The organism is Streptomyces sp. CB01580 (assembly GCF_001905795.1).
Taxonomy (GTDB): Bacteria; Actinomycetota; Actinomycetes; order Streptomycetales; family Streptomycetaceae; genus Streptomyces.
The window spans coordinates 196,589-222,363 of the sequence record NZ_LIXJ01000005.1; the positions used below are offsets into that span (position 1 = coordinate 196,589).

Genomic DNA, 25,775 nt, shown 5'->3' on the forward strand with positions numbered 1-25,775 from the left:
GACAGGATGTCCCGTACCGGAGGGCTCCGGCACGCCGCTTCGTCCATGGCCGCGGTCGCCGGAGCGGTGTTTGGCTCGGTGCCCCCATCCCCGCAGTTCCTCGGAGGACCTTCCATGCCCCGTGCTTCCCGACCGGTCGGCGGTCCCGGTCTCACGCAGGTACGACGGATCACCGGCGAGATCCCCGGCCCGCGCTCGCGCGAGCTGCTGGCCCGTCAGCGCACTCTGGTCCCGGCCGGGGTCGGCTCGACGCTGCCCGTCTTCGTGGAGGCCGCCGGAGGCGGAGTGATCGTCGACGCGGACGGCAACTCCTTCATCGACTTCGGCAGCGGCATCGCCGTCACGACAGTGGGCAACTCCGCCCCGTCCGTGGCGGAGCGCGCCGCCGCCCAGCTGCGCCGCTTCACCCACACCTGTTTCCTCGTCAACCCGTACGAGTCGTACCTCGACGTGTGCGCGAAGCTCAACGAGTACGCGCCCGTGCCCGGTGAGAAGCGCACCCTTCTGGTGAACTCCGGTGCCGAGGCCGTGGAGAACGCCGTCAAGATCGCGCGGGCGGCCACCGGGCGTCCCGGCGTCGTCGTCTTCGACCATGCCTTCCACGGGCGCACGCTGCTCACCATGAGCCTCACCGCCAAGAACAAGCCCTACAAGCAGGGTTTCGGTCCCTTCGCGCCCGAGGTCCACCGCGCCCCGATGGCGTACCCGTACCGCTGGCCCTCCGGCCCGGCCGACTGCGCCGAGGAGGCCGCGGACGCCCTGGAGGACCTGCTGGACCGGCAGGTGGGGGCGGACAACGCGGCCGCGGTCCTCGTCGAGCCGATCCAGGGCGAGGGCGGGTTCATCGTGCCGGCGCCCGGGTTCCTCCCCCGGGTCGCCGAGATCTGCCGGGCCCGCGGCATCCTGCTGATCGCCGACGAGGTCCAGACCGGCATCGCCCGCACCGGGCGCATGTTCGCCTGCGAGCACGAGGGCGTCCGGCCCGATCTGATCACCACCGCGAAGGGCCTCGCGGGCGGTCTGCCGCTGGGCGCGGTGACCGGCCGGGCGGAACTGATGGACGCGGTGCCGGCCGGCGGTCTGGGCGGCACCTTCAGCGGCAACCCGGTGGCCTGCGAGGCCGCGCTGGGGGTCTTCGCCGAGATCGAGGCCCATGACCTGCTGGAACGGGCGCTCGCGATCGGTGACACCATGCTCGGGCGGCTCGACGCGCTGCGTGACGCGCATCCGGTGATCGGGGATGTGCGCGGCCGGGGCGCGATGGCCGCGATCGAGCTGGTGGAACCGTTCGGCGACCGGCTCCCGGCACCCGATCTCGCCGCCCGGATCGCCCGGCGCTGCCACGCGGAGGGGCTGATGGTGCTGACCGCGGGCAGCTACGGCAACGTGCTGCGGTTCCTGCCGCCGCTGTCCATCCCCGACGACCTGCTGGTGGAAGGGCTGTCCCTGCTCGGCGAGGCCGTCGCCGCGGAGGCCGCGTCCGTCGTGTGACCGGCTTCCTGCCGCGGCCTCTCCGCCGGGCGGGCCGGTGCCGCCCGGCGCCGTCGTCGGCCGGGGAGGCCGGGGTCCTGCCGAGGGTTGTCCCGCCCTCCGTGACGGATCGGCGTGCGGCGTCGGATGTGGTGCGTCGCAGGACGGAGGGGCGCCCGCATACCGGATGCATGCGGGCGTCCCGGCACCACGGCGAGGTGCCGCAGCCGCTGTCGGGCGCCCGCCGGGGACGACGGACGGCCCTCAGACCGACAGCGCCAGCAGGAGCTCGGCCCGGACGTGGGCCGCGTCGAGGTCGACGCCGAGGATGCTCCGGATCCGTTCCAGGCGGCCACGCAGGGTGTGCCGGTGCACGCCCAGGACCGCGGCTGCCCCCTCCCACTGCCCGTTGTGTTCGAGGAACGCCCGCAGCGAGGCGACCAGTTCGGTGCCGCGCCGGGCATCGTGGGCGGCGAGCGGGCCGAGCCGGGCCTCGGCGAGCGCCTGGAGCGCCGCTCTCGTCCCGGGGTCGGCGATGAGCGTCCGTCCGGCCAGCGACTCGAAGGCGACGAGATCGGGGCGGCCGCGCGCCCACGCCGCCGACGCCGCGTTCATGGCCTCGCGCAACGCCGCCGGGCCGTCCCCCGGATCGTGTACGTCGCTCAGTCCGGCGCAGGCGCGCGAGCGCGGCCGGGAGGGCGCACCGTCCGCGAGGGCGCGCGCCGTCTCGGTATGGGCGCCGGGCAGCAGCACCACCGCACACCCCTCGTGCACGGCGCCGAACAGGGGCAGGCCGCGCCGGGCCAGCTCCTCCCCCGCCCACTTCAGGTCGCGCCGCGGGTCCCCGCCCCGCAGCGCCAGGACGCGGACACCGTCCCGGAGCGGGAAGCCCGACTCGGTGAGGTGGTCGGCGCAGGCCGTCGCGGAAACCGTGCCGTCCAGCAGCATCCGCAGGAACATGCCGTTCACGCGGCTCTGTTCGTCCCGCAGCCGCAGGGGTTTCTCCGCCTCCAGGGCGATCAGCGACGCGGCGTGTCCGAGGAGCAGGTGGTCGACCGTCGTGAGGGGCCGCCGCGCGGTCAGGACCAGGCGCCCGTGCACCCGGGGCCCCACGCGCACCTGCTGCACCGCCACCACCCCGTCCGGGCCGGTGCTCACCGCCGCCGCTGCCTGGTCCGCCGGGCACGCTCCGGCGAGGCCCCAGGGTTCCGGTGCGCTCGCACCGGGCGGGTGGGAGGCCCGTGCGGTGCCGTCGTGGTCCAGGAAGAGGACGGACGTCGTGGTGGAGACGGCCAGCTCCCGCACGACGGCCTGGGCGCCGCCGTGCAGTGCGGCCCTGGTCATCCGGGGCTGGATCCGGGATGCCTGTACCACGCCCTCGTACTGCTGCTCGGCGAGCCGCTCCATGACCGCCTTGGTGACCGCCGCGAAGGGTGTGGGCAGGGGGACTTCGAGCAGGGGCAGCCCGGTCTCGTCCGCGGCCTCGACGAGGACGTCGGGCACCCGCGCGTGCGACAGGCCGACGCCGAACCCGACGGCCGCCACCCCGGCCTTCGCCAGCTGCCGGGTGTAGTGCCCGCGGGCCTCGGCCGAGTCCGGGAGCCGCAGTCCGGTGGTGAGCACGAGTTCGCCGCCGCCGAGCCACGGCACGGGGTCGGCGAGTTCGATGCTGTGCGCCCACTCGACCTCGCGGTCCAGGTTGTCGTGTCCGGCCAGCACCTTCAGGCGCAGTTCCTGGCGTCGCAGCAGCCAGGCGAGGGGTACGCCCACGCTGTTCGTCTCCGTTCGGTCGGTCGTCCGGTGGTGCGAGGCCGCGAGGCCCGCGTCGAACTGCCTCCGGCCGAACGAGGGCGATACGACGACGGCCCGGGCCGGTCTCCGCGAGTAGAGGTAGCACATCGCGCAGACCGGCCGTCACCGGCCCGCCCGACCGGGCCGCAGCCCGTCGGCGCTCCGTGGAGAGCGCCGACGGGGTGTTCCGGGCGGGGAGGCGCCCGGGGTGCGGGGGCGGATCAGGCCCAGTGGGCGAGCGCGCGGTCCCGCAGGGTGCGGCGGAACTGGTCGGTCGTCTCCCGGAGCAGTTCGCCGGTGCCCCAGTCGACGATGACGCCGTAGCGGCGGATCATGTCGAGCATGTCTACTTCACCGGCGCGGTAGCGCTCGGCGAGTTCCTCGGGGTCCTGGGCGAGCCAGCCGGCGCGGGCGGCGGCGATCTCGGTGCGCAGGGCGGCGGTGGCCTCCTGGTCGAGTTCGTACTCGTCGAGCTCCGGGCGTACCGGCCGGATCACCACGCCGTAGTCCTTGGCCGCGCGTTCGAGCGAGACGTAGCCGTCGATGACGTCCTCGACGACGAGGCGGGGGTCGCGTTCGAGCGGATCGCCGTATCCTCCGCCGCCGGCCGAGGGGCGGGTGAAGGTGTCGCCGGACTCGACGGTGACGTTGGAGAAGACGCTGCCGAGGAAGCGTTCCTCCTCGGTGCCCTTGTTGAGCCAGACGCCGTGCGGGACGGACGGCAGACCGCCCTCGATGCCCCAGGTGATGGACCGGGCACGGTCGCAGCAGTACGACATGACGGTCTTCTCGGCGTCGGTGAGCAGGCCGCCCTTGTCCACGCCGCAGCCGCCGCGGTACTTCCCCGGGCCGCCGGAGTCGGTGGTGATGCCGTGCGTGGTGGTCAGCACGGGGGACAGGCGTTCCTGGCCCTCCAGCGGCTGCACCGCGAGGCCCGCTCCGAACACCGGGGACGTGGCGTTGGAGCCGTCCTTCGTGCGGCGGCCGCCCCAGCCGCCGGCCATCCAGTCGTACCACATGAAGTACGGCCGGTCCTCGGTCCGGCCGTCGCGCCCGCCGACGAGGAGGTATTCGAGGTTGAACGAGCAGGCCATGGCCCGCTCGGGCAGGATCCGCGACCAGATCTCGATGATCGCGTTCATCAGCTTCTCGTAGGCTCCCGAACAGAATCCGGTGACCGCGATCGGCCACCCGGCGTTCACGACCGTCCCCTCGGGGCCCAGGTCGCCGAGCACCACGCGGTAGAAGCCGGAGTTCAGCGGCACGTCGGGGAAGAAGGTCTTGGTGCCCGCGTAGAGCGCCGAATACGTGGCGCCGTAGCCGCTGTTGAGGAAGGTCGCGACGGCGGGGGCGCTGCCGGAGAGGTCGTAGGTGACCGTGCCGCCCTCGATCGTCATCCTCACCCGGATCGGTACGAGGGCCTCGTCGGCGCCGGGGTCGGCGTCGAGGTGGTCGACGGCCTCCCAGGTCCCGTCGGGCAGTTCGCTCACCTTGCCGCGCACCAGGTCCTCGACGTAGTCCTGGACCTCGGCCATCGCCGCGACGACGGTGCCTCGGCCATAGCGGTCGACGAGGCGCAGGAGCTCACGCTCGCACACTGCGGTCGCCTCGGACTGCGCGTGCAGGTCGCCGAGGCCGACGAACGGGGAGCGGGTGTTCTGCACGATCAGCTGGGCGACGTCGTGGCGGAAGTCGCCGCGGTCCCAGATCTTGAGCGGCGGGATGCGCAGGCCCTCCCCGAAGTGCTCCGTCGCGGTGACGTCGAACGAGCCGGGGACGGTGCCGCCGACGTCGGCCCAGTGGCCCTTGTTCTGGGCGAAGCCGATGATCTCGTCGCCGGCGAAGACGGGGCGGATGAAGCTGATGTCGTTGAAGTGGGTGCCGCCGCGGTAGGGGTCGTTGATGGCGAAGACGTCGCCGGGGTGGATGTCGTCGCCGAAGTACTCGATGACCGCCTTGCACTGGAAGTGCAGGGTGCCGACGTGCACGGCGATGTCCTGGCTGCCCTGCATGACGGTGTTGCCCTGTGCGTCGCACAGCGCGGAGGAGAAGTCCCGGCAGTAGATGACGAAGGAGTAGCAGGTCCGCAGGATCTGCTCGCTCATCAGGTCGACCGAGGTGGTGAAGGCGTTCTTCAGGACCTCGAAGGTGACCGGGTCGAGCGTCCGCGCGCGCGGGAGGTGCTCGGTGGTGCTCACGTCAGGCCTCCTGGAGGTGGATGCGGATGTTGAGCCAGGCGTCGATCTCGGCCTCGGCGCGGGGCGGGACGACAACGGTGGAGTCCAGTTGCTCGACGATCACGGGGCCCTGGAGGCGGGTACCGGCCGGGAGGTCGTCGCGGCGGTGGATGCCGGTCTCGGCCCAGCCGGTGCCGGGGAACCAGACCTGCCGGGTGGACGCCGGTTCGGGGGCCGGGCCCTCGACGGGGTCGTGGGGGGCGAACGCGGGCTTCGGCGTGACCCCGGTCGCCCGCAGGCCGAGCTGGTAGATCTCGACCGGGGTGTCGTCCCGGCGGAACGCGAACTCGCGCTCGTGCTCCTCGTGGAAGCGCTCCACCGCCTCGGTGAGGGCGCCGGGCCCCGTGCCGCAGGGCACGACGAGCGAGCGCCACTGGCCCTGGTAGCGCATCGAGGCGTTGCGCTCCAGCACCGCGTGCTCGGGCGCGACGCCTTCGTGGGCGAGGCGCTGCGACGCCTCCCGTTCCAGTTCCTGGAAGGCGCGTTCGAACTCCTCGGTGTCGGCCTGGTGCGCCAGGCAGGAGAACATCGCGGACAGGTCGTGCCGGATGTCGACGAGCAGGCAGCCGAGCGCGGAGGTGACGCCCGGATTCGGCGGGACGATCACGGTCGGGATGCTGAGCTCGCGGGCGACCTCGGCACCGTGCAGGGCGCCCGCGCCGCCGAACGCGACGAGTGCGAAGTCGCGGGGGTCCAGGCCCCGCCGGATCGAGACCAGCCGGACCGCGTCGGCCATGTTGGCGTTGGCGACCTCGACGATCGCCCCGGCCGCCTCGGCGAGCGGGAGCCCCAGCGGTTCGGCGATCTTCGCGACAGCCTTCTCCGCCAGTTCGGGCCGCAGCGACTTGGCACCTCCCGCGAGGCTGGTGCCGAGCCTGCCCAGGACGAGGTTGGCGTCGGTGTTGGTGGCCTCCTCGCCACCCGTGGCGTAGCAGGCGGGGCCCGGGGTCGCGCCGGCCGACTGCGGGCCGTTGCGCAGCGAGTCCGCCTCGTCGATCCAGGCCAGGGAGCCGCCGCCGGCACCGATGGTGAGCACCTCGATGCTGGGGAAGATGATCGGGTAGCCGTACTCGACGGACCACTCCTTGGTGGTGCGCAACTCCCCCTCGTGCACCAGGCAGATGTCGGTGCTGGTGCCGCCCATGTCCAGCCCGATCGCGTTCGCGTACCCGCACTGCGCGGCGACGTGCCGGGCGGCGATGGCACCGGCCGCGATGCCCGAGGCCGCCAGGCGTACGGGGAACCGGCCCACCATCCGCGGGGTCATCGAGCCACCGCCCGAGTGCAGCAGGAGCAGGTCGCCCTCGTAGCCGCCCCGGCGCAGGTGGTCGGCCAGCCGGTCGACGTAGCCGGTGACCAGCGGGGCGAGCACGGCGTTCGCGACGGTGGTGTTGAACCGCTTGTACTCGAAGATCTCCGGGAGGACCGCCGCCGAGGTGGACACGCTCGCCCCGGGCAGCTCCTCGGCGAGGATCTGCGCCATCCGCAGTTCGTGGGCACTGTTGGCGTAGGAGTTGACGAAGCACACCGCGACCGTGGTCACGCCGCGGCGGGCCAGCAACCGGGCCAGCCCGCGGGCCTCCTCCTCGTCGAGCGGGGTGACGACGCGGCCCTCGGCGTCGGTCCGCTCGGCCACCTCGAAGCGGTCGCGGCGCCGGATGTAGGGGCGCGCGATGTCGGAGTAGGCGTCCCAGAGGTCGTCCTTGGTGCCGTCCCGGATCTCCAGCACGTCCCGGAAGCCCCGCGTCGTCACCATCGCGGCCGCCGGGAAGCGGCGGGTGATGAGCGCGTTGGTCGCGACGGTCGTCCCGTGCGAGAAGAGGCCGACGTCCGCGAGGTCGATCCCGGCCCGCTCGACCCCGGCGACGACCGCGCGCATCGGGTCCGCCGGTGTGGACGGCACCTTGGTCACGCGGGTCGCGTGCGCCTGCTCGTCGAAGACGCATACATCGGTGAACGTGCCGCCGACATCGACGGCCACACGAAGTTTTGGCTTTGGCACAAGTGCTCCTGAGGTGGTGGGCGCCGCGATTGCGGAGTGGAGAACAGGATGGGGAACCATCGGCGCCCGGTCGATGTGCTCTCCTCCAAACCGACGGGCCGGGGGTTGTGCCGCAGTACAAAATTTGGTTCGCTGCGTGCGTGTCACGGGCCCGGAACATCACGGTGCGAGGACTGCTCGCGGAGCGTCATCTCGGTCTGAAGCTCGTCGGCGAGGGCGATCTCGACCGCCGTGTCCGGGGCGCGCACTCGGTCGAGATCGAGGGCGCCGGGAAGTGGCTGCGCCAGGACTGGCTCATGCTCACCACGGGCCTGAGGTTCGTGGGTCTGCCGGATGCCGAACGGCAGCAGCGGACGCTGGTCGAGGAGCTCGTCCAACGCCGGGCCGCGGCGCTCCTCTTCGGCGTCGGCGTCCATTTCCAGGACGTGCCGCCCGCCCTGCGCCGGGCCGCCGAAGCCGCCGGACTGAACCTGCTCGCGGTGGACCCGTCGGTGCCGTTCCTGCAGGTGGAGCAGTACGTCTACGAGGCCGAGCTGTCCTTGGACGCACATCTGCTGCGCCAGCGCCTGCGCATCCAGGAGGACCTGCTGGAGGCGCTGTCGGCGGACCAGCCGATCAAGGCCCTGGTGCACCGGATCGGTGCGCTCACGCATGGGTCGGCCATCCTGTACGAGGAGTCCGGGCGGGTGGTCGAGTCCACCGGCCAGGGCCCCACGATGCTCATCTGGAGCGCGGTGCGCGCCGGCAGCAGCCATGGCGGCCGGCACGGCTTCACCGTGGGGCGCTGGCACGTCGCGGCGCGTCCGGTGGCCCTGCGCGGTGTCGGGTACTGGATCGCCATCGCCTCGCGCCGCGAGCAGGTCGTCGACGAACTCGGCCAGCCCATCCTGGACGCGACCCAGAAGCTCCTGGGAGCGATGCGGGGACTGCGCGCCCTGACGACGGCCCAGTCTGTGACCGAGGCCGCCGAGATCCTGCGTACGATCCGCGCGGGCATGACCCCGGACACGGCCGCCCGGATCCGGGACCGGCTGCGCCCCTTCCGTTTCGAGCGGGACCGGACGATGCGCGCGTTCGTGGCCGTCCCGAAGGCCGGTACGGCGCCCCCGCGCGGCGACGGCCCGGCACCCGTGCTCCCCGACCCCCGGGACGTCCTTCTGGAGACGGCCCAGACCTGCGGTCTGCCGCTCGTCCTGGAAGCCGACGAGGCGGGCGGATTCAGCGGGCTCGCCGGTGACCGTGTCGTCCTCGACCACTGGCTGCGGGAAGCGGCCCGCACCCACCACGTCGGACTGAGCGAGCCGTTCGAGGACCTCCACCTCGCCCGTGCCCGGACCAGGGACGCCGAGCGCGCTCTCAGGGTGGCGCTGCGCCGTCGGCACGCCCGTGCCGGGGAGGGCCTCGCCGGGCGGACCGACCAGCCGGGATCGGTCCTGCGGTTCGAGGACGTCGACCTGGCCACCTGGCTGCTGGCGAGCCGCGACGACGCCGCGGTGGCCGCCAAGGCGCACCAGCAGCTCGACCGGCTGCTCGCCCACGACGACCTCGTCGACACCGTCGTCGCGTACCTCGGCTGCGGGCTCGACGTACGGGCCGCGGCAGAGCGGCTCTACCTGCACCCCAACACGGTGCGCTACCGGCTGCGCAAGTCCGAGGAACTGCTCGGTTCCCCGATGAACTCGCCCGCCGTCATCACCAACCTCTTCCTCGCCCTGCACGACAGGGTCGACGCCGCGTGGGAGACGGGCTGAGGGGGCTGCGGCGCGGTCCGGCGCGTCGGGTGCCCCGGGATCCCCTCGCCCCGGGCCCGCGCGTCGGGGCAAAGGCCGGGGCGGGGGGGATCCCGGGGCCAGTGGGTCAGGCCAGGAGGCGGGCCATCCAAGCCTCGACCTCGTCCGCCTGCCGGGGCAGGGCGGCGGAGAGGTTCTCGTTGCCGTCCTCGGTGACGAGGATGTCGTCCTCGATGCGGACGCCGATGCCCCGGTACTCCTCGGGGACGGTCAGGTCGTCGGCCTGGAAGTACAGGCCGGGCTCGACGGTGAGCACGATGCCGGGCTCCAGCGTGCCGTTGACGTACAGCTCGGTGCGGGCGGCGGCGCAGTCGTGGACGTCGATGCCGAGCATGTGGCCGGTGCCGTGCATCGTCCAGCGGCGCTGGAGGCCGAGTTCGAGGACCTTGTCCACGGACAGGTCGCCGAGCAGGCCCCAGGCGACCAGGTGCTCGGCGAGTACGCGCTGGGCGGCGTCGTGGAAGTCGCGGTAGGCGGCACCGGGACCGACGGCGGAGATGCCCGCCGTCTGGGCCTCGTACACCGCGTCGTAGATCTTCCGCTGGAGCGGCGTGAACCTGCCGCCGACCGGGAGGGTGCGGGTGATGTCGGCGGTGTAGAGGTTGCGCGTCTCCACCCCGGCGTCGAGCAGCAGCAGGTCGCCGGAGCGGACCCGGCCGTCGTTGCGAACCCAGTGGATGGTGGTGGCGTGCGAACCGGACGCGCAGATCGAGGCGTAGCCGACGTCGTTGCCCTCGACGCGGGCGCGCAGGAAGAACGTTCCCTCGATGTAGCGCTCGCTCGTGGCCTCCGCCTTGTCGAGGACCTTCACGACGTCCTCGAAGCCGCGGGCGGTGGCCTCGCACGCGAAGCGCAGGTCGGCGATCTCGAAGTCGTCCTTGACCCGGCGCATCTCGGAGAGGAGGACCCGGAGCTCCTCGTCCCGCTCGGCCGTCACCTTGTCGGTCAGGGCGGACTCGACGCCGGTGTCGTGGCCACGCAGTACGCGGACGGGGCCGGTGGCCTCCTCCAGGTGGTCCGCCAGCGTGCGGACGTCCGCGCAGGGCAGGCCCAGGAGTTGCTCGTTCTCGGTGAGGCTGTTGCGCCGGCCGTCCCACAGTTCCCCTCGGTCGGACAGCCAGAACTCACCGCTCTCCCGGTCCGAGCGGGGCAGCAGATAGGCGGTCGCCTCGTGTCCGCCGCCCGTGCGGGGTTCCAGGACCAGCACGCCGTTCTCGGTCTGGTCGCCGGTCAGGTAGGCGTAGTCGGACGAAGGCCGGAAGCGGTAGTACGTGTCGTTGGCGCGGACCTTCAGGTTGCCTGCGGGGATCACCAGGCGCTCGCCGGGGAAACGGGCGGAGAGGGCGGCGCGGCGGCGGGCGGTGTGCGCGGCCTGCGGGACGGGCTCCAGGTCGTGCCGTTCGGTGTCGGCCCAGCCCCGGGTCATGTTCGCGGCGAGTTCGTCGCTCACCTGCGGCTCCAGACCGTTCTTCCGTAGCTTCACGGCCTCGGTGGCCGGGTCGTCCTCGGCGCCTTCCGGGCTCGGCGGTTCCTCCTGGTTCCCGGACATCCGCTCGGCCACGACTGCCTCCTGAATCGATTCGGTCACGAATTCCTGCCCCTCCGACTGCCTTCCCCGTCACGTACGCGGTCGGCGTTCATACGCGGTCGGCAGCCATCGTATGGGGAAGATCAATATCCGTCTCGTGCCACGCCCCGTCCGCAACCCATCGGAAGAATTTCGGGAGAATTCGGAACGGGGAAATCGCTCTGCACCCGGATCCCTCAAATCGCTTGCGGATCAAGGGCGTTGACACCGGGTAGGGCCCATCCTAGTATCGGCTGGTCGCTACGGCGGGCCAGGGGGGCGCGGGGTCGAAGCAGCCATGTGCGGGATCTGTCAATTTCCTTGATGTGCCGGGACTGAATTTTCCGTCCTCCGGACCGGGGTCGTCACGTCTTCCCAGAACGTCCTCTTTCTGATCGGGATCTTCGCGGTTTCCCGGAACGGCCTCTTTCACGCCGACAGGAGCATTGTGTCCGCAGGTGTTTCAACATCGCCTTCCGGCTTGGGTTCCTATTTCCGATTACTGCGGTCGCCCGACGCCGCGACGCTGGCGGTGTGGGGCGTGGTCGGGCGGCTGCCGATCGCCATGCGGTCCATCGGCTGTCTCATGTTCGTCTCGGCGGTGACCGGTTCGCTGGCCGAGGCGGGGGCGGTGGCGGCGGCCATGCTGCTGGCCCAGGGCGTGGTCAGCCCGGTGCTCGGGCGGACCGCCGACCGGGTCGGTCAGCGGCGGGTGCTGCTCACCGCGGCGGCGGCGCACATGGCGGGGATAGCGGCGCTGACCGTCTCCATCGTGTGCGGGGCGCCGCTGGTGCTGATGATCCTCGCGGCGGTGGCCACGGGCTGCACCTCGGTGTCGTTCACCTCGTTCATGCGCGCGCGGTGGGCGGTGATGGTCGACCAGAATCTGCTGCGCACGGCGTACGCGCTGGAGTCCATGCTGGACGACACGATCTTCCTGCTCGGACCGCTGCTGGTCACGGTACTGGCCTCCGCGGTGCACCCCGCGGCCGGGCTGATCGCCTGTGCGCTGCTGACCCTGACCGGTTCCGTCGCCGTGGCGCTGCACGGCCGGTCCGAGCCGAGGCCGGAGCCGGCCGCCCCCGGCCGACGGCCCGAGCGCGCCATCACGGTGCCCGGCGTGTGGGTTCTGATGCTGTGTTACGCCGGCATGGGGTTCCAGTTCGGCGCGATCGACGTCACGATGATCGCGTTCGCGCGGGAGCAGTCGGCGCCCGGTCTCGGCGGGGTGTTCCTGGCCCTGATCTCGGTGGGCAGCCTGATCGCGGGCGCGGTGTACGGCGCGGTGAACTGGCGGCTGTCGCAGGCCCGTCTGCTGTCGGTGACCTGCTGTGTGCTGACGCTGGGCGTGGTTCCGCTGGCGTTCGCCCCTTCCTCCCTCGTGATGTGCTTCCTCGCCGTCCTCGCGGGCGTCGCGATCTCCCCCGGGCTGATCGCGGGCAGCACGCTGCTGGAGTCGGTGTGCCCCAGGGGGGCGCTTTCGGAGGGGTTCTCCTGGCTCACCAGTGCCGGTGCCCTCAGCATCGCCCTGGGTACGGCGGCGGGCGGGCGGCTGACCGAGGCGTTCGGGTTCGCCGCCGGGGTGTGGGCGGGGGTCGGCGGCGGGGCCGTCGCCCTGGTGCTGAGTCTCGTGGGGCAGCCGGTGCTGCGTGCCGGAAGGCCGGCCGAGGGATCCGCCTCGGAACCGGTGGTGCAGGAACAATGAGCAGAGAGGGAAGATCGTGGAACCACAGGATCCTGTCCCGACGCGGTCCGGACCCGAGGGCCTGCCCGTGCCCCGGCTCTCGTTCGACGAGTTCATGGCCTTCGGTCGGGACGCACTCATCCGGGCCGACGTCCCCGTCGTGATCACCCTGCCGGAAAGCGTCCAGGGCCTCGGCAGGAACGGGGTCGCCGAGCGCCTCGGACATCTTGCGGTGACCCTGTTCACCGAGCCCAGCGACAAGCAGAACCCCGAGCGCTGGACCACCCGGGAGATCCGGCTCTCCGAGTTCTTCGCCGACGACCGCTACCAGAACGACGCGAGCACCTGGAACCGGGTCGTGGCGAACATCCGCAACCGGCCCTCGGACGTCGACGCGATCCTCGGCTTCGACGCCGCGAAGCTGTTCGCGTACCAGCGCTCGCTCAACGCGGCCAACCTGTGGATCAGCCATCGCGGGGTGTTCACCCAGAGCCACTTCGACGAGCTGGAGAACTTCAACGTGGCCCTGGAGGGCCGCAAGCGGTTCGTTCTGGCGCCCCCGGGTTTCCGGGAGTACTACCCGCGCTCGCTCAAGCACGGTTTCGGCGACAAGTCGCAGGTCTTCGACTTCGACGACGTGGACCGGGCGCGCTACCCGAAGCTCGCCGCCAAGCTCGCCCAGCGCCGCGAACTCGTCCTGGAACCGGGGCAGATGCTCTATCTTCCGCTCGGCTGGTGGCACCAGGCCGAATCGCTGGACGAGATGAACATCAACGTGAACTTCTGGCTGCGCGACCCGAAGATCCTGCGCCGGCCGTACGTGCTCGGCGTGGCGCTCTACACGGCCGTCTTCCGCAAGCTCAAAGGCGTCTACAACTACGAACCTGCCCAGGCGGCGTCATGACCGAGCGCATCACGATCAGCCCCACCCACCACTACCGCAACAACGACAAGCTGATCGGCATCGGCAACGCGTTCTGGGACATGTCGGAGCGCAACGGGCTGGCCGGTATCGTGGCCGACCTCGACGGCGGTGTCCTGCGCACCGCGCCCGGGCACGAATTCATCGGCGAAGGCCACGAGTTCGTCAACTTCAGCTGCTGCTCCTACCTCGACCTGGACTCCCATCCCCGGGTGGTCGAGGGCGGCATCGAGGCGCTGCGCCGCTACGGCGTCCTGGACCACTGCATCGCCCGCAGCCGGGTGCAGATACCCGCGATGCTGGAGCTGGAGGACTCGCTGGGCGAACTCTTCGGCGCCCATGTCGTGTGCTCGATCGCCGCCAGCACCGCCACCTTCGGACTGCTGCCGCTGATCGCCTCCGGCCATCTGGGCGACGGCACCCGGCCGCTGATGGTCTTCGACAAGAACGCCCATGTGTCGATGGCGAACGTCAAGCCGGTCTGCGCCGACGAGACCGAGGTCGTCACCTCGCCCCACCACGACCTCGACTTCATCGAGGACAAGTGCAGGAAGTACGCCCGGGTCGCCTACGTCTGCGACGGCAGCGACAGTCTCGGCGGCTACGCCCCGGTCAAGGAACTGGCCGAACTCCAGGACAAGTACGGCCTGTTGGTCTACTACGACGACTCGCACTCGCTGTCGGCGTACGGGGAACGGGGCGTGGGCCACGTCCGTACGCACAGCCCGGTGCTGGACGAGCGCACCATCACCGTGGTGACCCTGAACAAGGCGTTCGGCACCAGCGGCGCGGCCATCGTGCTCGACGGGTACGACAAGGAGACGCTGCGGGTCATCGAGCGCTTCGGCGGCGCCCTGAACTACTCGCAGCTGCTGAACACGGCCGCGGTCGGGGCCGGTCTCGCCTCCGCCGAGATCCACCGCACCGCCGAACTGACCACGCTGCAGAACCGGCTCCACGCCAACATCGATCTCTTCGACTCGCTGATCCACACAGACCAGTCCGGCGGCACCTATCCGATCCGCCTCGTGCCGATGAGCGACGAGACGGTGATCGAGGCCGGACGACAAGTCTTCGAGGCCGGTTTCTACGTCTCGCCGGTGTTCTTCCCGATCGTCGCCCGCGGTACGGCGGGGCTGCGCGTGATGATGCGCGCCGGACAGACCGAGGAGCAGATCCGCGCGCTGTGCGCGGCCCTCATCGCGGTGGGCGCCCGGCCGGCAGCCCCCGTGCCCGGGGAGGACGGCAGATGACGGACACCGCGAGAGCGATCCCGCGCAGCATCCTCTACACGCCCGCGCTGTCCCTGGACCGGGTCGTGAAGGCCTGGTCGTACGACGCGGACGTGCACGTGATCGACCTGGAGGACGCCGTCCCCGCGCCGGAGAAGACGGCGGCGCGGCGGGTGTGCCGGGCGGCCCTGGAGAAGGCGCCGCACCCCGCGAACGTCGGGGTGCGGATCAACCGACTGGGCACGCTGGAGGCGGTGCACGACCTCGTGCTGCTCGCCGAGTCCCCCGTCCGGCCCGGGATCGTCGTGATGACCATGGTGAACTCCGCGGTCGAGGTGCGGCTGCTGCGGGACACCCTCGCCTCGGCCGGGGCGCGCCCGGAGATCTATGTGACGGTGGAGACCCCGGCCGCCGTCGCCGCCGTCGACGCGATCGCGCGGGCCGCCGACGGGCTGGTCCTCGGCTCGGCCGACCTGGCCGCGACCCTGGGCGTCGAGATCACCTGGGCCGGGATGCTCGCGGCCCGACAGGCGATGGCCCTGGCCTGTGCCCGGTACGGCACCGCCTGTGTCGACACCGCCAACTTCCGCCTCGCCGAGCCGGACGTGCTGGCCGCCGAGATCGACCGGGTGCGCGAGCTGGGCTTCCACGGCAAGGTGACCGTGCACCCCGGCGAACTGGACACGATCAACCGGGCGTTGCGTCCCGACCCGGACGAGCTGCGCCGGGCCCGGCGGGTCTCCGAGGCGGTCCGGGCCGCGAACGGCGGCATCGCGGTGCTGGACGGTTCCATGGTCGGGCCTCCGTTCGCCCGCCTGGCCCGTACGACGGCAGCGCTCGGGGACGCCTGGCGGACGCGGTTCGCGGACCGTGCCACGGACGCGGGGGCCGGCCGATGACCGCCACCGCCGCAGACACCGCAGCCCCCGGAACCACAGCCGGAACCCCCGTCACCGGGGCACGGCCGGACGGTGTCCCGCCCCTCTCCGTCGCCGTCATCGGCACCGGCGCCATCGGCCAGGACCTGGTCTCCAAGATCTGCGGCTCGGCCGTGCTGGAGTGCGCCCTGGTGGCCGGGCGCGACCCGGAATCGGCGGGCCTGCTCCGCGCCGCCCGGCTCGGCTGCCCGACCACCGCCGGTGGCATCGACGCGATCCTCGCCGCGCCGCGCCCGTTCGACGTGGTGTTCGACGCCACCAGCGCACGGGCGCACGCCGAGCACTGGCGGTTGCTGCGACCGCTCGGCACGCTGCTGATCGACCTGACGCCGAGCAGGACCGGGCGGATGGTGGTACCCACCGTGACGGGCGTCCAGTCGCCGCCCGAGGGCAACGTCAGCCTGATCAGCTGCGGCGGGCAGGCGTCGGTACCGCTCGCGCACGCCCTCGCCGAACGGTTCGACGTGACGTACATCGAGGTCGTCTCGACCGTCGCGAGCTCCATCGCCGGACGGGCCACCCGGCTCAACCTCGACGAGTACGTCGCGACGACCTCGCAGGCAGTGACCGCGTTCACCGGTGTGCGCGACACCAAGGCGATCCTCAACATCAGCCCGGCCGTGCCACCCGCGACGTTCCGCACCACCGTCCACGCGGTGGCACCCGGGGCCGGCACCGGGGAAGTACGGGCCGTGGTCGACGAGGCGGCAGAACAAGTACGGGGATTCGCACCGGGCTACCGGGTGCTCGGCTGCGACGTGCACGACGGTGTGGTCGCCGTGTCCCTGGAGATCACCGCCGACAGCTCCGTGCTGCCCCCGTACGCGGGAAATCTGGACATCATCGACGCGGCGGCGGTCCTGGTCGCCGAACAGCACGCGGTCCGGCTCGCGTCGGCCGCCCGGCAGGAGGTGGACCGGTGAACCCCGTGGTGATCCATGACCCCACACTGCGCGACGGCCAGCACGCCGTGCGCCACCGGCTCGGCGTGGCTGCGCTGCGCGGCTACGCCGAGGCGGCGGACGCGGCCGGGGTGCCGGTGGTGGAGGTGGGGCACGGCAACGGTCTGGGGGCCTCCTCCCTCCAGGTCGGCCGGGCCGCCGTCGGCGACGACCTGATGCTGTCCACCGTGCGGGAGGCGCTGCGCAGGAGCCGGATGGCGGTGTTCCTGCTGCCCGGCTGGGGTACCTCCGAGGACCTGCGCAGGGCCCTGCGACACGGTGCCGACGTGCTGCGGGTGGGGGTGCACTGCACGGAGACCTCGCTCGCCGAACGCCATCTGGGCTTCCTGGCCGAGCAGGACGCCGAGGCCCACTGCGTCCTGATGATGAGTCATATGGCTTCGCCCGCCGAACTCGCCGAGCACGCGGCACGCGCGGTCGGCTACGGGGCGCGGGCGGTGGGCATCATGGACTCCGCGGGCCACTTCCTGCCCGACGACGTCACCGAGCGGATCGGCGCGATCCGTGCAGCGGTCGACGTCCCGGTGATCTTCCACGGGCACGACAACCTCGGCATGGCGGTGGCGAACTCGGTCGCGGCGGCCCGGGCGGGCGCCGGGATCATCGACGGCTGTGCGCGCGGCTTCGGCGCGGGTGCGGGCAACACGCGGCTGGAGGTGCTGGTGCCGGTCCTGGAGCGCACCGGCTTCACCACCGGCATCGATCTGTACGCGCTGCTGGACGCCGCCGGGTACGCGGAACGGGAACTCATGCCCGCTCCCCCGGTCACCGACGCGCTGAGCATCGTCAGCGGACTGGCCGGGGTGTTCTCCGGGTTCAAGCACCAGGTGCTGGAACAGTCGCGGCGAGCCGGTGTCGACCCTCGCGACGTGTTCTTCGAACTCGGCAGACGGCAGGCCATCGCCGGGCAGGAGGACATGATCGTGGACGTGGTGGCCGAGCTGGGCGCCCGGGGGTCGGCCACGTGAGCGGGCCGGTGTTCCTCGGGGCCGCCGACATGGCGGGGACCGAGGTACTGCTGCGGGTCGTCGACACGCTGGCCGATGCCTTCGGCGACCTGTCCGCGGGCCGTACGTCGTCCCCGCCGCGCACGGTCGTACCGCACGGCGACGGACGGGAGCTGCTGGCCGCGACGTCGGTCTGGGAACGCCACGGCGTGGGCAGCGTCAAGATCACCACACTGACCCCGGACAACCCGGACCGCGGACTGCCACTGATCCACGGCGTCGTCGCGCTGACCGACCTGGACACCGGCCGGATCACCGCACTGCTGGACGGCGCCGAGCTCACCGCCGTCCGCACCGGTGCGGTCGCCGCCCTGGCCACCCGCCTCTGCGCCCCCGAGGACGCCGCCGACCTGGCGGTGCTCGGCGCCGGGGTGCAGGCGCGCGCGATGGTGCGGGCGATGTGCGCGGTGCGCCCGGTGCGTACGGTCCGGGTGTTCTCCCGAACCCGTGAACGGACCGAGAGGTTCGCCCGATGGGCCCGCGAAGCCTCGGAGGAGAGGCTGCGGGTCACCGTGTGCGACACGGCGGAGAAGGCCGTCACAGACGCCGCCCTGATCTGTACGACGACCTCCACCGCGGGCCGGACACCGCTGGTGGAGGCCGGGTGGGTGACCCCCGGAGCCCATCTCAACGTGATCGGCGGCACGCACGAGGACGCCCTGGAGGTGGACCCGGCGCTGCTCGCCGACGCGCTGGTCGTCGTCGAGGAACGGGCCGCCGCCCGCGCGGAGGCGGGCGAGGTGCGCGCCGCCCTGGCCGCCGGGCTGACCGCCCCCGGGGCTTTGCGCGAACTGGGCGAGCTCGTCGGCGCGGCGGCGGTGGCGGACGCCCGGACGTCGGTGTTCCGGAGCGTGGGCCTGGCCATCGAGGACACGGCCGCCGCGGCGGCGCTGCTCGCGGCGGCCGGGCGGTGACGTCAGCCGGCCTCGCGGCAGCGCACCATGAAGGAGCGCTCGAAGACGATGACGGTCTCACCGGTGGACTTGGTACCGGTCGTCTCGACCGTGACGATGCCCTGTCCGGGCCGGGACCGGGACAGCCGCTTGTCCAGGATCCTGCTGGTCGCGTACAGGGTGTCGCCCACGTACACGGGGTCCTTGAGCCGGACCCGGTCCCAGCCGAGGTTGGCCACGGCCCGCGCGGACAGCGCCTGCACGGTCATGCCGCCGATCAGGCACAGGGTGATCCCGCTGTTGACCAGCACCCGCCCGTACTCGGCGCCCTCCCCGTAGGCCCGGTCGAAGTGCAGCGGGTGCTGGTTCATCGTCAGCAGCGTCAGCCAGGTGTTGTCGGTCTCGGTGATGGTCCGTCCCGGCCAGTGCCGGATGACCATCCCGGGCTCGAAGTCCTCGTAGTCCCCGCCGTGTTCCTCGACGTACTCGTTGTCCCCGACGTGGCGCAGTGTCATGCGTTGGTCTCCCGTGTGCGGTCCGTCTGCCGGGCGGGCGCGGGCACCGCCGGGACGGCGGCACCGCGAAGACGGCACCTCGCCGCGTTGTCGCATCACCCGAGTACGTCCAGTACGAGGGCGGTCCTCCGCCTTGCGATGCACCGCACCGGACGCCGCGAGCTTCCCGGCAAACCTTGCCGGGAGCGGCACTGGTTGTCCAGGAGAAAAGGAGAAAGACGGATGAGCATGCTCCAGGAGGCGGGCCCTTCGGCGTCGGCCGGTCACCCGTGGTTCGGCGAGATGCGGCTGCGACCCGCGGCCGGTGCCCGGACCGTCCGGGAGCTGCTGCGCGGCGAGATGCGGGACATCGGGCTCCCCTATCAACCGCTCCTGCCCGCCGCCCCGTTCGCGCTGCCCCGCGCCTCGTACGCCGAGCTGTTCCGGGTCACCTCGGCCCTGCTGGACCTGGTGCGCCGTGCCGCGCTGGAGAGCGCGCCCACCACGCGGGGGCGGCTGGCGGCGTACCGCATGCCGGACAGCGAGCATCAGCTGTTCGTGGCCGACCCGTTCACCGAGGAGCGGTACGCGGACTGCGTGGCCCGCCCGGACGTCGTGATCGGTCCGGACGGGCCGCAATTCCTCGAACTCAACGTCAGCGGGGCGCTCGGCGGCCCGGTGGAGGTGCACGGCCATCTCGACGTCTGGCGCGCGCTCCACACCGACGCCGACGGCCGCCTTCCGTTCGCCTCCCACGACCCGTACACCGTGCGCACCGAGATGTTCCGGACGCTGTGCGCGGAGCTGGGGGTGGCGCCGCGCGTGGCCGTTCTGGGCAGCGCCCGCGACCAGGGCGGCTCCACACGGTACTTCGACCTCCAGGTCGCCCATTTCAACAGCCACGGGCTCATGGCGCGGTTCTTCGAGCCCGAGGACCTGCACGAGGCGTGGGACTGTCCACCGCATCTGCGTCATCCGGTGGGGCTGCGGGACTTCACGATCCCGGACTGGGCGGAACTCGGCATCGACACCGCCCCCGTGCAGGAGGCGCTGGACCACGGCTGTCTGCTGGTGGGCACCCAGACCTCCACCTTCCTGTCCAGCAAGCTGACCCTGGGGATGCTGTCGGAGGGCCGGCCGTGGATGAGCGCGGCCGAGTGCGCCCTGGTGGACACCTATCTGCCGTGGACCAGGATCCTCTCGGACCGGCGGACGACGAGGGGCGGGCGCGAGGTGGACCTGGTGCGGTACGCGGTGGACCACCGCGAGTCGCTGGTGCTGAAGGCGGGCATCGGCATGAGCGGGAAGCAGGTCGTCATCGGCCGGGACACGGACCAGGGCGTGTGGGAGGCGGCGGTGGCCGAGGCCGCCGAGGCGAGCACCAGCGTGGTGCAGGACTTCGTGGAGCCGCGGACGTGCGGGCTGGCGGTGGTCTCCGACGGTGTGGACGAGCCGTACGACATGGAGGTCGTCCCCGTCCTCGGCCCGCTCCTGTTCGCCGGTCGCCCGGCGGGTGTCTTCACGCGCTTCACCGGCGACCTCACGACGGGCATCGTCAGCGTCCTGGGCGCCAACAGCTCCGTCAACTGCGCGGTCGCGGTCTGAGGGGGCGTCAACGCCGACGGGCGAAACCCCCGGAAGGGTTGAACGTACCCCTCCTGCGGGTGACGCGCCCCGGTCCCCGCTGGTGCGGTACCGGCCTGCTGCGGTCGTCTGCCACCGTGGACAATCCGCAGCACTCCGCGTACCGCATCCCGACGAAACTGCCCTTCCTGCTCGGCGAACTGCGCTCCAGACTCCCGAGCACGGACGACCGCATCCGTACCATCCCCGGGCGCGGAGACCCCACCGAGTACGACGCGATCGCCGACTCCCTGTACAAACTGTTCGTCACCGCCCGGAACCTCGCCCCGTCACGGAACACGACGAACTGCTCGACCCACCCGAACGGGCCGGTGGATCCGGCACCGCCCGAGGAGTGGGGGCCGTGCCTGTTGTGCAACACCAACCGCCGCGCGGGCGACCCCAGGGCCCGGAGCGGAACGGCGACCGCGGTGAACCGGTACGAGATCCCACCACCGCCCTACACCCACGAGGCCCTGCTCGCTCGAATGCGGCAGATCAACGAGGTCGTCTTCGAACTGCACTACCGCTCCTCGGCACAGGACCTCGCGCTCACCGCCGATCTGGTGCACGGGGCGTTCATCATCGCCCGCGAACTGTCCCGTCCTCGTACGGTCTCCCGCTGTCCCCGGCACCCCGGGGCCCCGCTCGACCCCGCGGCGCACGGCGGACCCCGTTGCCTGTTCTGCGTCACCGACGAGGCCCGGCGGACGCGTACGGCACCGCCCCCGCAGATCCGCGACCGGCCACGCCGCCTGCCCCGCGGGAACGGGCGCCGGACCGTGCCCGGGCCGACGACGGAAGGCGACGGCGCCTGAGAGACGGGGACGCGAGCAGGCCGGGTGCCCCGCGACGGGGGCACGGGCACGGGACCACGCGCGACGGGTCACTGCTGGACGACGGGTCACTGCTGGGCACGGCGTTCCAGGTAGATGGACGTGAACACGGCGACCTTGGCGCGCAGGGCCCAGGGATCGAAGGGCTTGCTGATGTAGTCGACGGCACCGGCCGCGTATCCGCGGGCGGAGTGCTCCGGGTCCACGCCCATCGCGGTGAGGAAGATGATGGGGACGTCCCGGTTCCGGGGACGGCGCTTGATGTGGGCGCACGTCTCGTAGCCGTCCATCTCCGGCATCTGCACGTCCATGATGATGACCGCGAAGTCGTCGTGATCGAGCAGCGCCTTGAGCGCCTCCCTGCCGGAGGCGACGGTGACGAGCTCCTGGTCGAGCGTCGCGAGGACGGCGGTCATCGCCAGGAGGTTGCCCGGCTCGTCGTCGACGACGAGGATCTTCGGCATGTCCTGGGGCGCGTTGGCGACGGGCAGCGAGGCGGTGGACTTCTCGACGGCGTCCAGCTGGCGTTCGAGCAGATCGCACCGGTCCTCGGCCGCGACGCACAGCTCCCGGGCCTCGTGGAGTTCCGCCCCCAACCGCCGTACCTCCAACTGGAGTTCGTCGCGCTCCCGCAGCAGGCCGGAGACATCGGGGTGGGCCGCCGCGAGTTCGTCCGCCCGCTTCCGCTCGGCGACCCGGTCGGCCTCCAGCTGACCGAGCCGCACCTCCAGGTCGGCGATGCGGTGCGTACGGTCCAGCAGGGCGTCGCCCAGGACGTCGCCGCGGACGCTCGAACGCCGGGAGACCCGGTCGGCGTCGGCCAGTTGCTGCTCCAGGATCTCCACCGCGTGCTTGGGCGAGGACGAGGCGTCGACGGCCGACCCGTACAGCCCTCGTACGAACTCGATGGTCTCGGTGCGCTGCTGATGTCCGGCAACGAAGGGTCGCCCATGAACCCGTGTCGGCTCCCTGCCCGGGTGCTGTTCCGCCCACCGAGCCCTTGACAGGAAGGCGGTCGCTTGCTGACCTGTTCGGCGGCGAGGTCTTCCTCACCGACGGGAAGTCCGCCCAAGTACGGCGCGACGGTGTCGACACGCGACTGGCGCCCACGGCCGCCACCCGGCTCGTTGACGTCAATCTGGACCCGCCGTTCCCCAACGCGCCCGGGTTCCGGGCCGTGGACCTGCTGGCCGAGCCCGGTTTCGTGGAGCGGTTCCGGCCCCGGGTCGTGTCCACGACGCTGGCGCTGGCCTGGGTCGCCGCCGGGAAGCGCGCCGCCTACGTGACCGACGGCGGGGACCTCTCCGAGAGCGTCCACTTCGCCGCCGGCATCGCCCTGTGCCGGGCCGCCGGATGTGTGGTCACCGGGATCGACGGCGCCCCGGTCGGCCGGGCGGGGCGCGGACTCGTCGTGGCCGCCGACGGCGAGACCCACCGACTGCTGATGTCGTCGATCCACGACGGAGGCCGGCACCGCGCCTGACGACGGCCGGTTCCCGCGACGTTCGACTGCGCGAGTCGGTCGCGGGAACCGGCCGCGGGAGTCGGGCACGTCGCAGGCCGGGCGGAGGCCGGATCGAGCCGCGCCGACGGCGCGGTGACCGGGCCGCCAGGCCGCCACGTCGCGGGCCGCCGGCCGCGTGACGACGCTCGGGAGACCCACCGACCCGTGACGGCGCTCAGAAGCCCGGCGGACGGCGGAACCCGCCGATCACCTCCGCGAGGCACTGCACGAACCGGACCGCGGTGCGGTCGTGCAGGTAGGGCGCGATCACCTGGATGCCGACCGGCAGCCCTTCCCGGGTCGCCCCGACGGGCGCCACCGCCGCGGGCAGATGGTTGACCGACGACGGCGCCATCCATGTGAGCATCTCGCGGTACGGCCGGTCGGTGCCGTCGACCCGCAGCGTCCGGACCGACCAGCCGGGATCGGGTTGCTGGTCGTGGGGGAAGGCGGCCGTAGGGCTCACCGGGCACAGGAGCACGTCGACGTCGCGGAAGAACTCCGCCCAGCGGCGGCGGGAGTGCTGCCGGCGTTCGTCGAGCGCGTGCCAGTCGCGGAAGCGGAGCGTCAGGTCCGACGCGAACCCGCCCGTGGTCCCCTCCGTCGCGGCGAGTTCCACGAGCCGGGCATACGACTCGTCCGGCTCGACCAGCCCGCTCTGCGCCATCAGCAAGGGCTGGTAGAGGTCCATCGTCTCGTCGAGGCCGACCGGCCCCTTGTCGTCGACCACGGTGGCGCCCGCGGCCCGTACCGCCTCCAGCGCCGCCTGCATGATCGCGACCAGCTCGCTGTCGACGGGGCAGAACGGGTCGTCGAGCCATGCCGCAACCCGGAACTCCCGCAGCGTGCTCGCCCTGGCGGCGGGCAGCTCCAGCCGCCAGGCCGGGGCGCGGTCGTGGTCCGCTCCCGCGAGCACGTCGAGACCGAGGTCGAGGTCGTCGGCGTGCCTGCCGAGCGGGCCGAGTACCGCCATGTCGAAATCCGCCAGCGTCCCGGGAGCGTGTCCCGAGACGCTCCCGTACCTCGGCACGATCCCGAACGATGGGCGCAGCCCGTAGACGCCGCAGAAGTGGGCGGGCACCCGGATCGAACCCGCCGTGTCGCCGCCGAGCTCCAGGCCGGTCAGCCCTGCGGCGACCGCCGCGGCGGACCCGCCGGACGAACCGCCGGGGCCGCGGGTCGGGTCCCACGGGTTGTTCGTGGTCCCGTAGACCTCGTTGTAGGTCTGCCAGTCCCGGGCGTCGGGCGGCATGTTGGACTTGCCGAAGACGATCGCGCCCGCGTCCTTGAGCCGCGCGACCGACTCGGCGTCGTGCGTCGAGACGTGGTGTCCCCAGCGGGTCGAACCCCCGGTGGTCCGCATGCCCGCGACCTCGAGACTGTCCTTGATCGTCACGGGGACGCCGTGCAGGGGGCCGAGCGGCTCGCCGCGGGAGACCGCGCGGTCGGCCGCCTGCGCCGCGGCCCTGGCCCCCTCCTCGTCCCGGGCGACGATGGCGTTCACCTTCGGATCGAGCCGCTCCCCCCGGGCGAGGTAGTGGTCGAGCAGCTCGACGCTCGACACCTCCTTCGCCGCGACGGCGGCAGCGAGCTGCCCTGCGGAGCGAAATGCTGGATCGGTCATGCAATCTCCAGGAAAGGCCAGACCCGCGGCGATCACATCGCTGTGGCCGACGCAAAATCCCAGTTCAGGGCGGGTCTAAGCCGACCCTAGCGGACGTGGGGGACCATGTCGGGGTGTGGCTTTTCTCACTTTCAGCGGCAGCTTTGTCCGGCACTCCGGGCAGCGGCTGGAGGTCGACGGGCGCGGGAATGTTCACGAGAAACGGGAGGCACCCTCACCCGGCCCTAGGATGCTCGGTGCGCTTGCGGCAGCAGAAGGGGCCCGAACGTCTGCCGGGCAATGTGCTCCGCCTCCGGCTGATCGACCACACGGCCAGGGACATCCGGGTTCCGGCGTTCTCGGCATCGACTCGCGCCCGACGGCTCGTGCCCGGCGCGGACCGGTGCGGGAGAGGTTGCCCCGTCCGTACGAGCGGCCGGCCACCGTTGTTCATCCGCGGTCTCGTTCGCCGGGTGGCGGTGTGGACGCGTCGTGCCAGTGGGCGGTGGCGTCGATGTTGGCGGTCGCACTGGCGGCGGCACGTTCGGGATCGGCGGCGCCGAGCGCCTCCAGGAGGTCCTCGTGGCCGCGGGCATCCGCGCCGTCGAAGCCGTCGTCCGACCAGTGGGAGGTCATGGCCCGGCGCAGGGCCGGTCCGAGTGCGGCGTAGAGGTCGCTGAGCAGGGAGTTGCCGGTGGTGTCGGCGACGGCCTGGTGGAAGGCGTGGTCGGCGTCCAGCCACGCGTCGCGGTCGCGGTTCTCCCAGGCGTCGGCGCGACGGGCGAGCAGGGCGGCGAGGTCGTCGAGGGCGGTGGGGGTCATACGGGAGGCGGCCAGCCGGGCGGCCTGTGTGTCCAGCGCCTGGCGGACCTCCAGGACCTCGGTCAGTTCCGTGTCGAGGCGCTGGATGGCGCCGGAGAGTTCGCTGGTGGCGCGGACGTACGTCCCGTCGCCCTGCCGGACCTGGAGAAGGCCCGCGTGGGCGAGGGCACGGACGCCCTCGCGAAGGGTGCCGCGGGCGACGCCGAGCTGCTCGATGAGCACGGGCTCGGGCGGGATGCGGGAGCCGACCGGCCAGCGGCCGGAGGTGATCTCGGCCCGCAGGCTTGCGATGACATCGGTCACCAACGCGGTTCGTCGAGCTGAGGCCAGGGCCATGGGAACAGGGCCTTCCGTGTTGTCAGGGGCGCCGTACGGGCTCCCGGCCAGCCTACCGGAAA

18 protein-coding genes and 2 pseudogenes are annotated in these 25,775 nt (G+C 72.1%); 12 read left to right on the forward strand and 8 right to left on the reverse strand.

Annotated features, from left to right (window positions below; all coding sequences use genetic code 11):
- The first annotated feature begins 114 nt into the window (after positions 1-114).
- The gene (gene gabT, locus AMK22_RS11125) at positions 115-1,491 is read left to right on the forward strand and encodes a 4-aminobutyrate--2-oxoglutarate transaminase (RefSeq protein ID WP_073783899.1); all 1,377 of its coding nucleotides are present in this window, start codon (positions 115-117) and stop codon (positions 1,489-1,491) included.
- A gap of 243 nt (positions 1,492-1,734) precedes the next feature.
- On the opposite strand, the gene AMK22_RS11130 is transcribed toward gabT, so the two are convergent.
- The 3 genes from AMK22_RS11130 to AMK22_RS11140 all read right to left on the reverse strand — a co-directional run bounded on the left by AMK22_RS11130 (position 1,735) and on the right by AMK22_RS11140 (position 7,500).
- Positions 1,735-3,240, reverse strand: coding sequence for a PucR family transcriptional regulator (locus tag AMK22_RS11130; protein ID WP_073784041.1), 1,506 nt, complete (start codon positions 3,238-3,240; stop codon positions 1,735-1,737).
- A gap of 242 nt (positions 3,241-3,482) precedes the next feature.
- Positions 3,483-5,459: a hydantoinase B/oxoprolinase family protein gene (locus AMK22_RS11135; protein ID WP_073783901.1), complete on the reverse strand. Its 1,977-nt coding sequence runs from the start codon at positions 5,457-5,459 to the stop codon at positions 3,483-3,485.
- Between the two features lies 1 nt (position 5,460).
- On the reverse strand, positions 5,461-7,500 hold the full coding sequence (locus AMK22_RS11140; RefSeq protein WP_073783903.1) for a hydantoinase/oxoprolinase family protein: 2,040 nt from the start codon (positions 7,498-7,500) through the stop codon (positions 5,461-5,463).
- Positions 7,501-7,640: 140 nt separating this feature from the next.
- Between AMK22_RS11140 and AMK22_RS39130 the strand changes: the two genes are divergently transcribed.
- Complete coding sequence (locus tag AMK22_RS39130) at positions 7,641-9,251, forward strand: PucR family transcriptional regulator (protein WP_158072042.1); 1,611 nt, start codon at positions 7,641-7,643, stop codon at positions 9,249-9,251.
- Positions 9,252-9,357: 106 nt separating this feature from the next.
- On the opposite strand, the gene AMK22_RS11150 is transcribed toward AMK22_RS39130, so the two are convergent.
- Positions 9,358-10,839, reverse strand: a complete 1,482-nt coding sequence (locus tag AMK22_RS11150; protein WP_073784042.1) for an aminopeptidase P family protein — start codon at positions 10,837-10,839, stop codon at positions 9,358-9,360.
- A gap of 499 nt (positions 10,840-11,338) precedes the next feature.
- Between AMK22_RS11150 and AMK22_RS11155 the strand changes: the two genes are divergently transcribed.
- The 7 genes from AMK22_RS11155 to AMK22_RS11185 all read left to right on the forward strand — a co-directional run bounded on the left by AMK22_RS11155 (position 11,339) and on the right by AMK22_RS11185 (position 18,516).
- Complete coding sequence (locus AMK22_RS11155) at positions 11,339-12,562, forward strand: MFS transporter (protein ID WP_073783907.1); 1,224 nt, start codon at positions 11,339-11,341, stop codon at positions 12,560-12,562.
- A 94-nt stretch (positions 12,563-12,656) separates the two neighbouring features.
- The gene (locus AMK22_RS11160) at positions 12,657-13,445 is read left to right on the forward strand and encodes a cupin-like domain-containing protein (protein ID WP_073784043.1); all 789 of its coding nucleotides are present in this window, start codon (positions 12,657-12,659) and stop codon (positions 13,443-13,445) included.
- Complete coding sequence (locus AMK22_RS11165; protein WP_073783909.1) at positions 13,442-14,716, forward strand: 8-amino-7-oxononanoate synthase family protein; 1,275 nt, start codon at positions 13,442-13,444, stop codon at positions 14,714-14,716. Before AMK22_RS11160 ends, AMK22_RS11165 begins: the two co-directional genes overlap by 4 nt.
- Positions 14,713-15,594 (forward strand): HpcH/HpaI aldolase/citrate lyase family protein, encoded by an 882-nt coding sequence (locus AMK22_RS11170; RefSeq protein WP_073783911.1) that lies wholly within the window; start codon positions 14,713-14,715, stop codon positions 15,592-15,594. The genes AMK22_RS11165 and AMK22_RS11170 overlap by 4 nt, the downstream gene beginning before the upstream one ends.
- Positions 15,591-16,556, forward strand: coding sequence for an acetaldehyde dehydrogenase (acetylating) (locus tag AMK22_RS11175; RefSeq protein ID WP_073783913.1), 966 nt, complete (start codon positions 15,591-15,593; stop codon positions 16,554-16,556). Before AMK22_RS11170 ends, AMK22_RS11175 begins: the two co-directional genes overlap by 4 nt.
- On the forward strand, positions 16,553-17,563 hold the full coding sequence (gene dmpG / locus AMK22_RS11180; protein WP_073783915.1) for a 4-hydroxy-2-oxovalerate aldolase: 1,011 nt from the start codon (positions 16,553-16,555) through the stop codon (positions 17,561-17,563). The genes AMK22_RS11175 and dmpG overlap by 4 nt, the downstream gene beginning before the upstream one ends.
- The gene (locus AMK22_RS11185; protein WP_073783916.1) at positions 17,560-18,516 is read left to right on the forward strand and encodes an ornithine cyclodeaminase family protein; all 957 of its coding nucleotides are present in this window, start codon (positions 17,560-17,562) and stop codon (positions 18,514-18,516) included. The genes dmpG and AMK22_RS11185 overlap by 4 nt, the downstream gene beginning before the upstream one ends.
- A gap of 2 nt (positions 18,517-18,518) precedes the next feature.
- Here the strand turns inward: AMK22_RS11185 and AMK22_RS11190 are convergent, their stop codons facing one another.
- Positions 18,519-19,010 (reverse strand): MaoC family dehydratase, encoded by a 492-nt coding sequence (locus AMK22_RS11190; RefSeq protein ID WP_073783918.1) that lies wholly within the window; start codon positions 19,008-19,010, stop codon positions 18,519-18,521.
- A gap of 228 nt (positions 19,011-19,238) precedes the next feature.
- Between AMK22_RS11190 and AMK22_RS11195 the strand changes: the two genes are divergently transcribed.
- A complete protein-coding gene (locus AMK22_RS11195; protein WP_384410663.1) occupies positions 19,239-20,594 on the forward strand; it encodes a hypothetical protein in 1,356 nt (451 codons plus the stop codon).
- A 116-nt stretch (positions 20,595-20,710) separates the two neighbouring features.
- Positions 20,711-21,430: a hypothetical protein gene (locus tag AMK22_RS11200; protein WP_073784044.1), complete on the forward strand. Its 720-nt coding sequence runs from the start codon at positions 20,711-20,713 to the stop codon at positions 21,428-21,430.
- 86 nt (positions 21,431-21,516) lie between these two features.
- On the opposite strand, the pseudogene AMK22_RS11205 reads toward AMK22_RS11200, so the two are convergent.
- Positions 21,517-22,362: pseudogene (locus AMK22_RS11205) on the reverse strand (response regulator); the annotation flags it as partial.
- A 107-nt stretch (positions 22,363-22,469) separates the two neighbouring features.
- On the opposite strand from AMK22_RS11205, the pseudogene AMK22_RS11210 reads away from it, so the two are divergent.
- Positions 22,470-22,931: pseudogene (locus AMK22_RS11210) on the forward strand (inositol monophosphatase family protein); the annotation flags it as partial.
- Between the two features lie 196 nt (positions 22,932-23,127).
- On the opposite strand, the gene AMK22_RS11215 reads toward AMK22_RS11210, so the two are convergent.
- Both AMK22_RS11215 and AMK22_RS11225 read right to left on the reverse strand, forming a co-directional pair.
- Positions 23,128-24,576 carry an amidase gene (locus tag AMK22_RS11215; protein WP_073783923.1) on the reverse strand — a complete coding sequence of 483 codons (1,449 nt, stop codon included), beginning with the start codon at positions 24,574-24,576 and terminating at the stop codon, positions 23,128-23,130.
- Positions 24,577-25,005: 429 nt separating this feature from the next.
- Positions 25,006-25,713 carry a FadR/GntR family transcriptional regulator gene (locus tag AMK22_RS11225; protein WP_073783927.1) on the reverse strand — a complete coding sequence of 236 codons (708 nt, stop codon included), beginning with the start codon at positions 25,711-25,713 and terminating at the stop codon, positions 25,006-25,008.
- Positions 25,714-25,775 lie beyond the last annotated feature (62 nt).

What these genes read in the sequence shown, in the direction of transcription:
- AMK22_RS11150 (WP_073784042.1), bottom strand. Translation starts at nt 10,839, where the DNA reads ATGTCCGGGAACCAGGAGGAACCGCCGAGCCCGGAAGGCGCCGAGGAC.
- AMK22_RS11225 (WP_073783927.1), bottom strand. Translation starts at nt 25,713, where the DNA reads ATGGCCCTGGCCTCAGCTCGACGAACCGCGTTGGTGACCGATGTCATC.
- AMK22_RS11190 (WP_073783918.1), bottom strand. Translation starts at nt 19,010, where the DNA reads ATGACACTGCGCCACGTCGGGGACAACGAGTACGTCGAGGAACACGGC.
- AMK22_RS11215 (WP_073783923.1), bottom strand. Translation starts at nt 24,576, where the DNA reads ATGACCGATCCAGCATTTCGCTCCGCAGGGCAGCTCGCTGCCGCCGTC.
- AMK22_RS11170 (WP_073783911.1), top strand. Translation starts at nt 14,713, where the DNA reads ATGACGGACACCGCGAGAGCGATCCCGCGCAGCATCCTCTACACGCCC.
- AMK22_RS11165 (WP_073783909.1), top strand. Translation starts at nt 13,442, where the DNA reads ATGACCGAGCGCATCACGATCAGCCCCACCCACCACTACCGCAACAAC.
- gabT (WP_073783899.1), top strand. Translation starts at nt 115, where the DNA reads ATGCCCCGTGCTTCCCGACCGGTCGGCGGTCCCGGTCTCACGCAGGTA.
- AMK22_RS11175 (WP_073783913.1), top strand. Translation starts at nt 15,591, where the DNA reads ATGACCGCCACCGCCGCAGACACCGCAGCCCCCGGAACCACAGCCGGA.
- AMK22_RS11195 (WP_384410663.1), top strand. Translation starts at nt 19,239, where the DNA reads ATGCTCCAGGAGGCGGGCCCTTCGGCGTCGGCCGGTCACCCGTGGTTC.
- AMK22_RS11160 (WP_073784043.1), top strand. Translation starts at nt 12,657, where the DNA reads ATGGCCTTCGGTCGGGACGCACTCATCCGGGCCGACGTCCCCGTCGTG.